The sequence below is a fragment of the Nevskia ramosa DSM 11499 genome, from assembly GCF_000420645.1.
Taxonomy (GTDB): Bacteria; Pseudomonadota; Gammaproteobacteria; order Nevskiales; family Nevskiaceae; genus Nevskia; species Nevskia ramosa.
Window position 1 is genome coordinate 85,645 of the sequence record NZ_ATVI01000006.1, and the last position, 14,703, is coordinate 100,347.

Annotated in this window: 12 protein-coding genes; 2 read left to right on the plus strand and 10 right to left on the minus strand. The window is 64.4% G+C overall.

Annotation, left to right across the window (positions count from 1 at the left end; translation table 11 throughout):
- Positions 1-336 precede the first annotated feature (336 nt).
- The 7 genes from G513_RS0107220 to G513_RS0107250 all read right to left on the minus strand — a co-directional run bounded on the left by G513_RS0107220 (position 337) and on the right by G513_RS0107250 (position 8,475).
- Positions 337-1,884 (minus strand): helicase HerA-like domain-containing protein, encoded by a 1,548-nt coding sequence (locus G513_RS0107220; RefSeq protein ID WP_022976153.1) that lies wholly within the window; start codon positions 1,882-1,884, stop codon positions 337-339.
- A 40-nt stretch (positions 1,885-1,924) separates the two neighbouring features.
- A complete protein-coding gene (locus tag G513_RS0107225) occupies positions 1,925-3,160 on the minus strand; it encodes a di-heme oxidoredictase family protein (RefSeq protein ID WP_022976154.1) in 1,236 nt (411 codons plus the stop codon).
- 6 nt (positions 3,161-3,166) lie between these two features.
- On the minus strand, positions 3,167-3,703 hold the full coding sequence (locus G513_RS0107230) for a hypothetical protein (protein ID WP_245563086.1): 537 nt from the start codon (positions 3,701-3,703) through the stop codon (positions 3,167-3,169).
- Positions 3,704-3,708: 5 nt separating this feature from the next.
- Positions 3,709-5,757 carry a TonB-dependent receptor plug domain-containing protein gene (locus tag G513_RS21880; RefSeq protein ID WP_084711401.1) on the minus strand — a complete coding sequence of 683 codons (2,049 nt, stop codon included), beginning with the start codon at positions 5,755-5,757 and terminating at the stop codon, positions 3,709-3,711.
- Between the two features lie 85 nt (positions 5,758-5,842).
- Positions 5,843-6,634, minus strand: a complete 792-nt coding sequence (locus G513_RS0107240) for a TOBE domain-containing protein (RefSeq protein WP_022976157.1) — start codon at positions 6,632-6,634, stop codon at positions 5,843-5,845.
- Entirely contained in the window at positions 6,631-7,716 is a 1,086-nt protein-coding gene (locus G513_RS0107245; protein ID WP_022976158.1) for an SMP-30/gluconolactonase/LRE family protein, read from the minus strand. Before G513_RS0107245 ends, G513_RS0107240 begins: the two co-directional genes overlap by 4 nt.
- A 126-nt stretch (positions 7,717-7,842) precedes the next feature.
- Positions 7,843-8,475, minus strand: coding sequence for a TetR/AcrR family transcriptional regulator (locus G513_RS0107250; protein WP_022976159.1), 633 nt, complete (start codon positions 8,473-8,475; stop codon positions 7,843-7,845).
- Positions 8,476-8,665: 190 nt separating this feature from the next.
- On the opposite strand from G513_RS0107250, the gene G513_RS24775 reads away from it, so the two are divergent.
- Positions 8,666-9,103, plus strand: coding sequence for a DUF4124 domain-containing protein (locus G513_RS24775; RefSeq protein ID WP_022976160.1), 438 nt, complete (start codon positions 8,666-8,668; stop codon positions 9,101-9,103).
- A gap of 10 nt (positions 9,104-9,113) precedes the next feature.
- Here the strand turns inward: G513_RS24775 and G513_RS0107260 are convergent, their stop codons facing one another.
- The 3 genes from G513_RS0107260 to plsB all read right to left on the minus strand — a co-directional run bounded on the left by G513_RS0107260 (position 9,114) and on the right by plsB (position 12,954).
- Complete coding sequence (locus G513_RS0107260) at positions 9,114-9,365, minus strand: PspC domain-containing protein (RefSeq protein WP_022976161.1); 252 nt, start codon at positions 9,363-9,365, stop codon at positions 9,114-9,116.
- Positions 9,366-9,501: 136 nt separating this feature from the next.
- Entirely contained in the window at positions 9,502-10,269 is a 768-nt protein-coding gene (gene bamJ, locus G513_RS0107265) for a BamJ family beta-barrel-assembly machinery protein (protein ID WP_022976162.1), read from the minus strand.
- 81 nt (positions 10,270-10,350) lie between these two features.
- On the minus strand, positions 10,351-12,954 hold the full coding sequence (plsB, locus tag G513_RS21890) for a glycerol-3-phosphate 1-O-acyltransferase PlsB (protein WP_022976163.1): 2,604 nt from the start codon (positions 12,952-12,954) through the stop codon (positions 10,351-10,353).
- A gap of 241 nt (positions 12,955-13,195) precedes the next feature.
- On the opposite strand from plsB, the gene G513_RS0107275 reads away from it, so the two are divergent.
- Positions 13,196-14,698 (plus strand): peptide MFS transporter, encoded by a 1,503-nt coding sequence (locus G513_RS0107275; protein ID WP_022976164.1) that lies wholly within the window; start codon positions 13,196-13,198, stop codon positions 14,696-14,698.
- Positions 14,699-14,703 lie beyond the last annotated feature (5 nt).

Sequence of the window (14,703 nt, forward strand, 5' to 3'; positions counted from 1 at the left end):
CACGTCAAGCACTCCCTAAAGTCTCGCCTGCCCTGTCTCCCAACAACGAGGGCTTCATCAATTTCGTCGGCGCGTCGTGCATTCCCCAATGCATACGACGTGCCATGGATATTCGAGGAATGGCGAAAACCCTCGAATAAACAATTTTTAGCATACATATGTTACCGCTTCTCGAACAATCGCATTTAAATACCATTGACTGATCGGTGCGAGCGGCCGCGCGTCCACTACAAAAATCATCGTCCAAGATGTGCCGGCAGGCCCAGTCCCTCCCGATCCAGCAGGCACAAAACCGGAACGCTCCCTGCAGCGACTGGTCGCCGGCCCGCTTACGACTTATCGGCGGCGGCTACCACTGCCGGTCAGCGAGCCGAGCAACCCACGCAGCAGTTGTCGCCCTACTTCTCTACCAACCTGCGAACCGACGCTGCGAACCACGCTTTTCGCTGCCGCCTCGAAGACCGTTTCGCGATTCGACGGCCGTACGGCTGGGCGTGTGGATGGCGTCGGTGCAGGCGTAGCGCTTCCCGCATCCCACCAACCGCCGCCTTGCGAGGCAGATGGAGTCGCCGCTGGCGCCTGATCGGCCGCCGCCGGCGCTGCTCGCGCCGCCAGCTTTTCGTAAGCGGATTCGCGATCCACCGCGGTGTCGTACTTGGCGCCGACCGGGCTGCGCGAGCGGACCATCTTGCGTTCGTCCGGCGTGATCGCGCCGATTCGTGAACGCGGCGGGCGGATCAGCGTGCGTTCGACGACGCCCGGAATGCCGCCTTCGCCAAGGCAGGACACCAGCGCTTCGCCGACACCGAGTTGCTGAATCGCCTCCGAAACATCGAGCTTCGGATTGGCGCGGAAGGTTTCCGCTGCCGCCTTAACCGCTTTCTGATCGCGTGGGGTGAACGCCCGCAGTGCGTGCTGCACGCGATTGCCGAGCTGACCGAGCACGGCATCGGGCAGGTCCAGCGGGTTCTGGGTGACGAAGTAGACGCCGACGCCTTTCGAGCGGATCAGCCGCACCACCTGTTCCACTTTCTGGACCAGCGCTTTCGGCGCATCGGTGAACAGCAGGTGCGCTTCGTCGAAGAAGAACACCAGCTTCGGCTTGTCGAGGTCGCCGGCTTCCGGCAGGCGCTCGAACAATTCGGACAGCAGCCAGAGCAGGAAGGTCGAGTACAGCGCCGGCTTCTGGTACAGCAGGTCGGCGGCAAGGATGTTGATGACCCCGCGGCCGGTCATGTCCTGGCGCATCAGGTCTTCGAGATCGAGCGCCGGCTCGCCGAAGAAGCTTTCCGCGCCGTCGGCTTCGAGCGCGATCAGGCCGCGCTGGATTGCACCGATCGAAGCTTTCGAAATCAGTCCGTAGTCCGGGCCCAGCGTCTTGGCGTTCTCGGTGACGTGATTGAGCGCGGCTTTCAGATCCTTCAGATCGAGCAGCAGCAGGCCGTTGTCGTCGCAGAACTTGAATACCAGTTGCAGCACCGCTTCCTGGACGTCGGACAGATTCAGCAGCCGCGCCAGCAACAACGGCCCCATGTCGGAAATCGTGCCGCGCAGCGGATGGCCCTGGGTGCCGAACACGTCCCAGAACACCACTGGGTAGATGGTCGGCACGTAGTTGGCGAGGCCGACCTGGGCGGCACGCTCGACCAGCTTCGGCTTGATCTCACCGGCCATCGCAAGGCCGGACAGATCGCCCTTGATATCAGCGGCGAACACCGGCACGCCGAGATCGGAAAAGCCTTCGCAGAGGCTTTGCAGGGTCACGGTCTTGCCGGTGCCGGTCGCCCCGGCGATCAGGCCGTGACGGTTGCCGTACTTCGCCAGCAACCATTGCTGTGCGCTGTCTGCCGCCGAGCCTTTGCCGATCAGTAACTGGTTGTCCATGGGATCCGAGGCGTGTGGAATCGGATGCTAGCTTCGGGGGTCAGCGCGCCGAAAGCCAGTCCAGCAGACTTTGCCGTTCTTTAGCGGAACTGCGCTCGAAACGTCGACGGGCCGATGCCGCTTCACCGTCGTGCCAAAGCACGGCTTCTTCGATGCTGCGCGCCCGCCCATCATGGAGCAGCGCATATGGCGGCCGTCGCACCGCGTAGCCCAGCCCCCATAGCGGCGCGGTGCGCCAGCGCGACCGCTGAATCTCGCCGGACACGCTGCGATCGGCCAGTCCCGGGCCGAGATCATGACGACGCAGATCGGTATACGGCGCGATGCTGGACAGCCCTTCGATGCCGCTGACCGGCAGGTTGCTGCGATGGCAGCTTGCGCAGCCATGTCGCTCGAACAACGCGAGTCCGGCTTTCTCAAGCGGCCGTTCCAGCGGCGGCGATGCCGGCACCGCGAGCAGCCGTTGATAGGCCATGACGGCAGCCAGGAGCTCATTCGACACTTCCGGCTCGCCGCCAGATTCGGCCGCGCGGCAGAGGGCATCCGCTGCTCCGCAGTCATCCTGCGCAAGGTCTGCCGACGTCAGCCCCATGTCCTGCGCGAAAGCCTGACCGGTCTGCGCGGCGAGCGATGAAACATTGCCCTGCCAGCCGAAACGGCCAGCCGCACCGTCATCAGCTGCGGCTGGCACGGCATCGAGCAGGCCGCTGCCGAACAACGCCGGTGCCAGTCGCGGCTTGATGACCGTGTCGCTTCGTAGCGGCCCAAGCCGCAGCTCGTCGAAACGATAGGTCGGTACGCGCAAGGACCACGGCCGCCCGTCCGGGTAGCGGCCCGGCCGCTCGACGTGGCTCAGGCGGATCTGCGCCTCCGGCTGAAAGCCGTCGATCGCTGCGGTGTTCAGCACATGACCATAGGACGGATCGGCCGCCTTGCCGTCGGGACCGCTGAGCTGGACCACCATCGACACCGGAATGAGGCCAGGCTCGACAGCCGTACGGGCCCGCGCACCGTTGTTGTGGCAGGCATCGCAGCTTGCCGCGTTGAACACCGGCCCCAGCCCGTCGATCCGCTCGGCGCGCGCCGCACCGGCCGGACGCCAGCTGGTGTTGAACACGGTCAGACCCAGTTCGTGAAGCGCTTGCTCGGCGTCCGTCAGCGGGCGCCAGGTCGGCGGATCGCGGGGATCGTCGAACGGCCGCAGCACCTGCGCTGCTGATGCGGGAACTGCAGCGAGCGCCAGCAGCAACGCTAAACACCCCGAAAGACGCCGCATCAATCTTCAGGGCGTTGGTGGCACAGCCGTGATCGCGACTCTCACGTCCGCATCGGCAGCACCGCTGAACTGCAGCAACAGTTCGGTGTTCGCCGGCAATTGATAGAGCACGACCTTGCGTGGCGTTTCGCAACCGGGCGCGCCACCGAAATCGCTCGACGCGATCGCCTTGCCGCCGGCGATCACGTCGATCCAGATCCCGCGGCTCAGCGAGACCCGATAAGGCCCCGCCGCACCGGACTTGAAGCGGACCAGCCCCGCCGACGCGCCATCGGCCAGCATCTTTTTGCCCGGTGCCGCCGCAAACACCACCTGTGGCTGTTCGGCGAGCGCCAATTGGTAAAGCTGGCCGATCTCGACCAGCGGCGCCGCCGCGGCCGAAGCACCGACTGCCAGCGTCTCCGCCTCACCCGCGAACAGCGCATGTTCGGCGGAGACGTTCCATTTGAAATCCATGCAGGGATCTCCGGCGAACGCCGATGACGCGAAGCTGCAGGCAAGCAGCAGGCTCAGGCAGGACAAGCGCATCGGTATGGTTTTCATGGCGTTCAATAGCGGTAATCGACCTGCGCCAGCCAGGTGCGGCCAGCCTCGAAGAAGCCTTCCTCGTAGGCGTACAGCTCGTCGAACAGATTACGCACGCCGAACTCGAAACCGAGTTTCGGTACCGGTTCGAGGCGGATGAAGCTGTTGACGATGGTGAAATGCTCGGCGACACGGCTGCTGTCCGTGGTGCTGTAGCGCTTGGTCTCGTGCTGCAGATCGGCGCGCAGGCTGAGGATGCGCTGCGGCTGCCATCTGGCGGCGAGGCGGTACTTCTGCTCGGGCGTGTTGATCGGGCGGATGTTGGGGCTGCTGCGATTGTCGCGATCCAGCAGGCTGGCCTGGGCATCGAACTTCCATTGCGCCGTCGGCGCCCAGCCGAGCGCCAGCTCGCCGCCGCGGTTGCGCTGCTTGCCAACATTGCGCTGCTGGAAGCAGTTTGGATTCGGCGCCGTGCACAGGCCGCGGGCGACGGTGACGTTCTCGATTGCATCGTCGAGATCGGACTGGAAGAGCGCCGCGCGTAGTTCGACGCTGTTCCAGCGCTGGGTCCAGTCCAGTTCGTACTGCAGCGCCGCTTCCGGCCCCAGCGCGGGGTTCGGGATCGCAGCACCCAGCCGGAACGAAAAGCGATCCTTGATCGTCGGGAAACGGGTCTTGCGGCTGACGCCGGCAGTCAAGGTTCCGTTGTCTGTCGCCGTCCAATTGACGACCAGCTGGCCGTTGTGGGCATCGGCGCGGCTGGTGTCGAACGGCACCAGCACGCCGTTGACTGCGTTGTCCGCTTCCTGGCCATCCTGCACGGTGTACGAGTAACCCGGCGTGACGGTCACGGTATCGGTCAGCCGGTAGACGTGCTCGATCGCCACCGCATACGACAGATCCTCCGAGCGCTCGCTCGGCGAGTTGATGGCGTCGACCTCGCGATGGACATCCTGCTTCAGATGCAGCGCGATGCGGGTGGCATTGCGCGCATCCCAGCGCCATTCGAAATCGCCATTGCCGCCGATCGTGTAGTCGTCGTACTCGCTGCCCTTGAACGCATACGGGCGGCGGAACGTGGTGTAGGTCGCGTCGTCATACGAATCGAGCGCGTTCTTGAACTGGTCGTAATAGGCGCGCCAGCGCACGGTTGCCTGGCTACCCAGCTCATTGCGCGCAGTGAAGTAGAAGCTCTGCTTGTCCCAATACGGCCAGCGCCAGAAACGAGCCTGCACGCCCGCAGCGCGGCCGGCATATGGCGGCACGTTCTTGTCGCCGTCCTGCCGGTAATAGCTCAGCGCATACTCGTCACCGCTGTCGGTGACATAGCCGAGCTTGGCGCTGACCACCAGATCGCGGCTGTCCGAATTGTTGCGGGTGCCGCCGTCCTCGTTGACAGTCGGCTTGAAGCTGTCGGGCAAGCTGTAGCCCTCGGCGTTGACGTAAGACGCGGTGGCATGGCCGTACCAGTTGCCTTGGATGCCGCCGATCGAGCCGACCACGCGCGTCTGTAGTGTGCCGTCGCTGTCGCCAGTTTCAGACGTGTAGCGCAGCGAGGTTTCGAACGGTTGCGTCGGCCGACGGCTGATCACGTTGATCGCGCCGCCCAGCACATTCGGCCCGTACAGCAGCGAAGCCAGGCCCTTGCTGACGACGATCTCGGAGACGTAGTCGACACCGAAGCGCGACAGATCGACATTGCCGTCGTACGGCACATAGACCGGCACGCCGTCGATGAACAAAGGCACTTGCCGACTGGAAAAGCCGCGCACCGAAATCAGCCGCTCGCGGCGCTGGCCGACGTTCTGGATCGCCACACCGGGGAGCAGATCGAGCGCTGTAGAGAGATCGTCTCGGTGATATTCCCGCAGTGTCGTCGCATCGATCTTCTCGACCGTCGACGTCGCCAGCGGACGCTTGGCGATGACTTCGACGACACCCAGATCGAACACCGGCGTGGTTTCGGCCTTTTCTGCCGTTGCAGAAGCGGTTTCTTCGGCAACCGCCGCGGTGCCAAACACCAACGCAAGCGCAAGACCGGCCGTACCGAGCCGATGCAAAACTGAAAACATGAAATTCCCCAGACGTTATTAGTATTTAAGCGTTTTAACTTTATAGCGAATAACGACTGCGGGACAATATGTGACTGAAAGCCGGTCAGTCGAGCCGAACGAGAATGACGCTGGAGGCGTTGAACAGCGCGATCGCCGGCTGGCCGCGGCGCAGGCCGAGCGCTTCGATGCTGTCTTCGGTGACGACGGCAGCGAGCGTCTGTCCGCCCGGCAGTTCGAGCACCACTTCGGCACTGACAGCGCCGCGCTTGATGCGGCGGATCACACCTTCGAGCCGGTTCGCCGCCGAGCAGGCCAGCGGCGTGGCAGTGACCGCAGCGAGCATGATCCACGGCGCCTTGATCAGCGCGGTCAGCGGCGTGCCGCGCTTGAGTTGCAGCAGCTTGGTGCTTTCGCGGGTGATTGTTGCGATCACCCGGCCGCCGCCACTCAGTTCGAGGCTGATCTGATCGTTGACCGCGCCGGTCTGGATTTCCACGACTCTTCCCGCCAGCTGATTGCGGGCGCTGCTGAGCATGGTCAGCCGGCCGAGCACCGGCAGATCGCGACTGGCGTTGGCGTGCTCGCGTTCGATGCGCGCGACCAGCTGGTTCTGCTCGGTGCGCAGCTTTTCGTACAGCGCCAGCAGCTCGTGACCGCGTTCGGTCAGCTGGGTGCCGCCGCCGCGTTTGCCACCCGCAACGCGATGGACCAGCGCTTCATCGGCGCCGTTGTTCAACGCATCGATCGCATCCCAGGCGCCCTTGTAGCTCATGCCCACCGCTTTCGCGGCCTGCAGGATCGAGCCGGTTGCAGCGATTGCCTGCAGCAGCTCGAAACGTCGGCGACCAGACGGCGACGCACCCAGGGTCTGCAGCAGCAGGCTCGATGCGTTCAAGGAACGATTGGCCCGGCGAGCGGCGATGCGGTGTCGTTGACGACCACCTTCAGCACCTGGAAATGATCTGGCAGCAGCAAGCCGGTGGCGAACGCGTGATTGGTGACCAGCGCATTGCCGAGGCCGTCGAAGGCCAGATTGGCTGGCGAATCGAACGGCGCCAGCGGCGTCAACAGTGGATTGCCGATGCGGGCCGATTCAGTGCCATTCGAGTTCAGGATCGAGATGCCGTTGGAGCCTGGCAACGCCAGCACCACATAGAGCTTGCCGCTGGCGCCGAAGGCGATGCCATCGGGGGCGCCCGCGTAGTAGCGGTGGAACTCGACCAGATCGGTCTTCTTCGGGCTGGCGACCAGCGGCAGGCTGTAGACATGGCCGAGGCCGAGCAGGTCCAGAGTCACGGTAAAGAAGATGCGCTTGCGGTTCGGCGACAGACGCAGACCGTTGACGCCGACATAGGCGGAGGCCAGCCGCGAATCCTGGAACCAGACCTGCGGCTGGCCGCCACCGGCCGGCACTTTCCAGATCGTTGCCTGCAGCGAGTCGGTGACGTACAGGTTGCCGGCGTCGTCGAAGGCCAGATCGTTCGGCAGCGCCGGCAGATTCACCGGCGTCGGCGAACAGGGCTTGCCGCTGAGGATCGAGCAGGCGCGCAGGTTCGGATACGGCGGCGTGTAGTTGGCCTGCACTTCAGTGGCCAGATCGAAGCGCAGGGTGCCGAGTTGGTTGTTCAGCACGTACAGACGACCCGCGCCATCGAATGTCAGGCAGGAGTTGGCATGCTCGGCACCGAACACGGTTTCGCCCTCGGTCTCCAGGGTGCGCAGCAGTTTGCCGTTGGCGAGGTCGTACTCGAACACCCGCGATGGCTTGCCGTTGAGCACGGTGCCGAGCGTTGCCGGGCCGGCGACGTAAACGCGAGTGCCGCGAACCGCGATGCCTTCAGGAAAACCGTTCGGAATCGGCACCTGGGCGAATACCGAGACATCGCCGAACTTCGCGGCCTGCGCAGCAGGAATCGAGATCAGCGTGGCGGCGGCGAGGAAAACAACTTGGGCAATACGGGCGAGACGGATAGACATGGCAAGGCTCCCTGGGCACCGGCGGTCATCGTGGCCGATCGAGTCGGCTTATCTGTTTCTATTGATCCGGCAAAGAGCCGGACGCAGTAGTGTGCTCGCGCCGTGCGCCGGACAGAAGTCCTGCCTTCAAGCCTCGCCGTCGACCGGCCCGCCCGGTCGCGGCACCAGGGTCTTCAGCATCAGCTTGAAGTAGGCGCGGAAGTCTTCGTCGACCGGAAACTGTTCCGGTGTATCGCGGTGCACCTGCTGGTTGCCGATGAAGGTGGCGTAGGCGAACGTCGACCACAGCCGCGCATCGAGTTCGGACAGGCCCAGCGCCCGGTAGCACTGGTTCAGGTAATTGAGCCGATTCGCCGACACCCGCTTGACCACTTCGCCTACCGCCGGATCGTCACTGGCCGCCGCCAGCGCCAGATACAGCCGGCCGGCCTTGTAGCTGGAATTGGCCTGCTTGAACAGACGGACGATGCGCTCGTAGGGATCGGTCATTTCCTCGACACCGGCACGGGCATCAATGGTTTCGTGTCGTTCCCAGAGCTTCAGCGCTTCGCGCAACAGCGCTTCGCGGCTCGGGAAATGCCAGTAGAAACTGCCCTTGGTGACACCGAGCCGGCGCGCCAGCGGCTCCACCGCCACGGCATCGAGCCCGCCGGTGGCCAGCGCATCGAGCGCCGCCTCGGCCCAGGCTTCGACACTGAGACTGGACTTCACGGCATCGCTGCCGCGTGCGCCCGGCGATTTCTGATTCGACATCGGCATCTAAATTCGCTCATCCCGTACGTTGACGTATGGAAACGACTGTACGGACCCCGGCATACGGGGGCAAGCCCCGGCCGGTTCAGCGTCTGTCCGTCGACACGACCAGCGCTGTTCCGGTGAATCGAGCCGTCCATCGAGCTATCTGGCGTCGCCGATTGTTGTGCCGTCAGCGCTTGCCTAGACTCCGGCCATGAATACGCTTCGAACGCTGCTGCTGACGCTGAGCCTGCCGATGACTGCCGCCGCGGCCCAGGTCTATGGCTGGGTCGACGCCAACGGAGTCAAGCAGTTTTCCCAGCAGGCGCCGGCGAAAGGTGTGCCGTTCAAGCGCATCGAGGTTGCCGAGCCCAGTGCCAATCCACCTCCGGCCTCCGGCAGCAACGCCCCGAAGAGAACCGACTCACCCCTCGGCGGCGGGCCGAAGACGCGCGACGCCGGCCTGAAACTCAAGGCCGAAACCCTGGAGCGCTGTGCCAAGGCGCGCGAGCGGATCAGCTTCCTGGAAGAGAAAACCGCGCGCCGCCTGTTCAAGACCGGCCCGGATGGCCAGCCGGCGCGGTACACCGACGAAGACTTCAAGACCGAGTTGGACCAGGCGCGCGACGTCGAAGCCGCCAACTGCACCTGAAGCGCTGCGTTCAGCCGGAATGGCCGGAACCGCTGGCGCCCGGCTGAGGCGAGCCTCTCGATACGTTGAGCTGCCGCGGCATCACGAACCACAGGATCAGGTAGGCGAAGATTCCGGGGAACGCCACCGAGCAGACCGAGATCAGCACGTAAAGCACGCGCACCGAGGTCGGCGTCCAGCCCAGGAAATCGGCAATGCCGCCGCAGACGCCGGCAATCATCTTGTGCTCGTCGGAGCGCCAGAGGCGCGTGCTGTCGTTCATGGTCAAAAGTCCCTCCTGATACCGGCTCTGCAAAGATTCCGGCGGATTCCCGGTTTTCAAGCGCAGCAACCGCGCCTGAATCACGCCCACAAAAAAGCCCGGCAATGCCGGGCTTTTCTGCAGCAGCTTCGAAGAATTACTTCTTCGGCTTCGGCGCTTCGGCGGCCGGGGCATCGCCCTTCTCGACCTTGATCAGCTCGACTTCGAAGATCAGCGTCTCGTTCGGGCCGATCTTGCCGCCCGCACCGCGATCACCGTAGGCCAGCGAGGCCGGGATGTAGAACTTCGACTTGCCGCCGACCTTCATCAGCTGCAGGCCTTCGGTCCAGCCCGGGATCACGTTGGCGAGCGGGAAGGTCACCGACTGGCCGCGGTCGTAGGAGCTGTCGAAGGTTTCGCCGTTCAGAAGCGTGCCCTTGTAGTTGACTTCAACCTTGTCCGAAGCCGTCGGCGCAGCGCCGGTGCCTTCGGTCAGCGTTTCGTACTGCAGGCCCGAAGCGGTGGTCTTGACGCCTTCCTTCTTGCCGTTCTCGGCGAGGAACGCAGCGCCCTTGCCGGTCGCTTCTTCAGCAGCCTTGGCGCGCTCGGCAACCTGCTTTTCCTGGATCTTCTTGGAAACCGAATTCTTGATTTCTTCGCGCGCCTTGTCGTCCATGCGCGGCTCCTTGCCCGACGACACTTCGTCGAGACCCTTCTTTAGCGAAGCGATATCCACTTCGTCCTTGACGGTGGCCAGCGAACGGCCGAGGTCGACACCGATCGAATAACCGAACTTCTGGGCATCGGTCGAGAGATCGGCATCGCCGGCGGCCGGGGCGGCAGCGCCTTCGGTGGCCGGCTTCGAGCAGGCAACGATGAACGCGGCACTGGCAATCAGCGTCAGCGCACGGGAATGCTTGAACATGAGTTAAATCCTGTCAGGAAAGAGGTTTTGGAGAGCCCATAAGGGCGCTTTACAGCATTCAGCGCCTGCGATGCGGCCGGATTATAGCCCGGAGTCTGTTTCAGTCATGACCGCTTCGGCAGACCTGCCGGGGCTTGCATCAGCGCCTCCGGCGGGCTCGTTCGAAGGCGGCTCCGCGCTGCTCGGACCACGGCGGCGGGCCAGAAGTTGCAACAGGGTCTGCCGGGTTTCATCGCTGAGCAGTTCCACCGAGCGTTCGGCGATGCGATCGCAGCGCGCATCGAGGATCAATACGCCGCCGGCGCCGGTGGTGACCACGCCGACTTCGATCAGCGTATCGAGATACGCCGCAAACAGTCCCTTGTCGAAGAACTCCGGCGCTTCACGGCCGGTCAGCACTGCCATGCGTTCAGCCAGCAGGCGGCAATCGCTCTCGAACTGTTCGCGCCGCACCGGCCCGCCGCGCTTCTTTTCTTCAGTCAGCAGCAGCACCGCCATCGCCTGGCGCTCCAGCGTTTCGCCGAGCACCCGGCCGAGTGCTGCAAAACCGGAATAGGCAGGATCGCCGACTTCCGGCCGGCGCAGGCGGCCATCGGCATCGCGCAACAACAGGCCGGCGGCAAGCATCCGTTCCAGGTAATTGCGAGCCACCGGCTCGCAGTCGGACACCGACCAGGGCAGCAGGAACTCGTTGCGCAGGAATGGATACAGCGCGCGGCAGCCAGTCAGCACCAGTTCTTCGCTGAGGATGCCGCGCGTGCGGAAAAACGCCGCGATCAGTGCCGGCACCGCGAACAGGTGCTGGATGTTGTTGCGGTTGTAGGTCATCAGCACGCCATCGCGGCCGACCGCCAACAGCACGTCGCCCCAGGGATGCTCGACTCTCTGGATGCGCGCGATCGGCGCCGCCCAGGCGAGGATCGACTTCGGATCGGCGTTGGGCAGCATCAACTCGGCGCCGCCCGGCCAGGGCTTGAGCAGATCGATGAAGTGGGCGATCTGGTCGACCAGTTCATCTTCGGTGGCGGCGCGCCGTGGCGAGGCCAGCAGCGCGCAGGCAACCAGCCCCACCGGGCTGGCGATCGATGCCGCCTGAATGCGCCGCATGTGTTCGAAGGCCAGGCCGCGCACCCACTTCGAGAAGCCGTCCGGACGGGTGTTCGGGTCCGCCGCCATCGCTTCGCGCCAGCCGGGCAGGTTGGCGTCGGCGTGGTCCTGCAGGATGGTCGGCTCACCGAAATTCACATAGGCGCGGCCATAGCTCTTGCCGAGAATCTTGGTCGCTTTCAGCAAGCCTTCAGCGGATTCGCGCTGCTTCTGGCCGCTCTTCAGTTCCTTGAAGAAGCTGCCGACCTCGAACACCTTGTCGTAGCCGAGGAACACCGGCACCAGCGCCACCTTGCGCGATTTCGAGCGCAGGCCGGATTCGGCGACCATCGCCAGCAGCCCGGTCTTCGGCGGCAGCAGCCGGCCGGTGCGCGAGCGCCCGCCTTCGGGGAAGAATTCGATCGAGTAACCGCGGCGGATCAGCGAATCGACATAGGCGCGAAACACCGCCGTGTAGACCGGATCGCCGGAAAACTTGCGGCGCATGTAGAAGGCGCCGCACTTGCGCAGCAGGCCGCCGATCGGCCAGAAGTTCAGATTGATGCCGGCGGCGATATGCGGTGGCACCAGGCCGGCGGTGTACAGCACGTAGGACAGCAGCAGGTAATCGGCATGGCTGCGATGCGACGGCATGAAGACGATTTCGTGCGACTGCGCGAGCGCCCGCACCCGCTCCAGGCCCTGCACTTCCACGCCCTTGAAGACTCGGTTCCAGATCGCCGTCAGCACCCGCTCCATGACCCGGATCGTCGCCGCCGAATAATCGGCCGCCACTTCCTCGGCGCACTTGCGGGCGTGGATCGAGGCCTTTTCCAGCGAGCTGTTGTCGCCTCGGGCGCGGGCAATGATCGCGGCGCGCACGCCTTCGGATTCGAGCACGCCCTTGAGCACGACACTGCGGCGCAGCAGGGTCGGGCCGAGTGCGGCGGTACGTGCGCGCAGGAAGTGGAAATGCAGCGCGCGTGGCAGCGCACGCGCCAGCTTCTGCACGACCTGTTCGCTGTTGTGGCCCGAGCCGGCACCGGCATTGATCAGGAATTCGCGATAGCCGAGCGGCTTGCCGAAGTTGGCCAGCACGTTACGGCCGTTGGCTGCGCCGATCAGGATCTTGCGCAGGCGCCCGGCCTGCACGCTGTCGGCGAAGATCAACTTGAACAACGAGGTTTCCTGGCCCGGATCGCGTCCCCAGAAGATCGATACCGGCACGATCTGGATGTCGTAATCGGCACGATCGGCGGCAACCGCCATCATCCGCGCCAGTTCGCTGTCACCGGCGCGATTGCGGGCAAAGGTTTCCAGCAGCGCCGGCAGATAGACCAGACCGGCGCGCTCCGGCGTCGGCAGCGAATGGCTGATCCGCGCCGGCAACGGCAGGCCGAGATCGGTGCAGATGCGCTGCAGCGCGAACAGATCGATCCAGCTGCGCTGCGGCAGCACGTAGACCACCGGCTTGGCCGGATCGAGACTCAGCGAGCCCGGCATCGCTTCCGGAGCCACGCGGTACTTCATCAGATGAATCAGCGGCTTCGACAGCCAGCGGGCGATCAGATAGCTGAACGCGATCAGCGCGGCGTTCAACGCGGCACTCCACGGCGGGCATCAGGCACAGGGCAGTCGTGGATCACGTGAGCAAATTCGGTTCCGAGAGCGGGTAGCGGTCATGACAACGACCGTCGTCTTTTCACGATTATAGAAGCGTGGGCAGAAAGCGCCCTGTCGCGGCCGGCGCAACCGCTTGTGCGCGCTTATTGCATTGCATGATTGACCCGGCGACAAACGCGCCGCCATAGTCCGATCGATCCCCACTCTCCCTCAGTCCATGTCCAGCCCGACGTTTCTCGGTCATCCGCGCGGCCTCGCGACCCTGTTCTTCACCGAGATGTGGGAGCGCTTCACTTTCTACGGCATGCGCAGCCTGCTGGTGCTGTTCATGACTGCGGCGGTGGTCGGCGGCAACAATCCCGGCCTGGGCTTGACCGAAGGTGAAGCGAACGCGATCTACGGGCTGTATCTGTCCTGCGTCTATCTGTTCGCGCTGCCCGGCGGCTGGATCGCCGATCGCCTCACCGGCCAGCGCAATGCTGTGATCGCCGGCGGCCTGCTGATTGCAGCCGGTAATTTCATGCTGGCGATCGGCGATCGCACGCTGTTCTTCCTCGGCCTGGTGGTGATCGTGCTCGGCGTGGGTCTGCTGAAGCCCAACATCAGCGCCATGGTCGGCAAGTTGTATGACGATATGCCGAGCTCCAAGCGCGACGCCGGCTTTTCGATCTTCTACATGGGCATCAACCTCGGCGCGGTGGCAGCGCCGCTGCTGGTCGGCACCATCGGCGAAAAGATTTCCTGGCAGGTGGGCTTCGCTGGCGCCGGCCTGCTGATGCTCGCCGGCCTCGTGCAGTTCCATCTGATGCGCAGCACCTTGCCGGCCACTGCCAACGACGCCAGCGCGAAAACACCGGAAGAACGCAAGAAGGCCTGGACCGGCTTGGCCATCGGCGTCGCGATGTTCGCCGCATTCATCGCCGCCGCCACGCTCGGCGCCTTCGATCTGGAGCCGGTCGCCATTGCACAGAAAGTCGGCGTCGCCATCGTCTTGATTGCCGCGTTCTTCTTCGGCTACGTGTTCCTGTTCGGCAAGCTGACCTCTGAGGAAGCCAAGCGAGTCGCGGTGATCCTGGTGCTGTTCTTCGGTGCGGCCACCTTCTTCATGGGCTTCGAACTGGCCGGCAGCACCTTCAATCTGTTCGCCCGCGATTTCACCGATCGCTCGGCCTTCGGCAGCTTCTTCACCGACGGCCAGCATCCGGCCAGCTGGTATCAGTCGCTGAATCCGCTGTTCGTGGTCGCGTTCTCGCCGGTGTTCGCAGCCCTCTGGGTGCAATTGGGCAAGCGCAATCTGGAGCCGTCGATCCCGGCGAAATTCGCGCTCGGCCTGATCCAGATGGGCCTCGGCTTCATCGTCATCGCCTACGCCGCGCATCTGGTGGTGACTGGCGCGGAAGGCACCAAGGTGCTGCCGGTATGGCTGCTGCTGACCTATCTGCTGCACACCTTCGGCGAACTGTGCCTGTCGCCGATCGGTCTGTCCGCAGTGACCAAGCTGGCACCGCCGCGCTATGTCAGCCAGATGATGGGCACCTGGTTCGCGGGTACTGCGCTCGGCAACCTGCTGTCCGGCCTGATCGCCGGGCACCTCGGCGCCGATGACATCGCCAGTGCACCGGGCCGCTATCTGATGATCTTCGCGCTGGCCTGCACGCTGGGGCTGCTGATGGCGATCATGATCAAGCCGATCAAGCGCCTGATGGGCACCGTGCGCTGAGGCTG

Bases quoted from the DNA above. Each gene is read 5' to 3' on its own strand.
- G513_RS0107220 (WP_022976153.1), bottom strand. From the start codon at position 1,884: ATGGACAACCAGTTACTGATCGGCAAAGGCTCGGCGGCAGACAGCGCA.
- G513_RS0107225 (WP_022976154.1), bottom strand. From the start codon at position 3,160: ATGCGGCGTCTTTCGGGGTGTTTAGCGTTGCTGCTGGCGCTCGCTGCA.
- G513_RS0107230 (WP_245563086.1), bottom strand. From the start codon at position 3,703: ATGAAAACCATACCGATGCGCTTGTCCTGCCTGAGCCTGCTGCTTGCC.
- G513_RS21880 (WP_084711401.1), bottom strand. From the start codon at position 5,757: ATGTTTTCAGTTTTGCATCGGCTCGGTACGGCCGGTCTTGCGCTTGCG.
- G513_RS0107245 (WP_022976158.1), bottom strand. From the start codon at position 7,716: ATGTCTATCCGTCTCGCCCGTATTGCCCAAGTTGTTTTCCTCGCCGCC.
- G513_RS0107250 (WP_022976159.1), bottom strand. From the start codon at position 8,475: ATGCCGATGTCGAATCAGAAATCGCCGGGCGCACGCGGCAGCGATGCC.
- G513_RS24775 (WP_022976160.1), top strand. From the start codon at position 8,666: ATGAATACGCTTCGAACGCTGCTGCTGACGCTGAGCCTGCCGATGACT.
- G513_RS0107260 (WP_022976161.1), bottom strand. From the start codon at position 9,365: ATGAACGACAGCACGCGCCTCTGGCGCTCCGACGAGCACAAGATGATT.
- bamJ (WP_022976162.1), bottom strand. From the start codon at position 10,269: ATGTTCAAGCATTCCCGTGCGCTGACGCTGATTGCCAGTGCCGCGTTC.
- G513_RS0107275 (WP_022976164.1), top strand. From the start codon at position 13,196: ATGTCCAGCCCGACGTTTCTCGGTCATCCGCGCGGCCTCGCGACCCTG.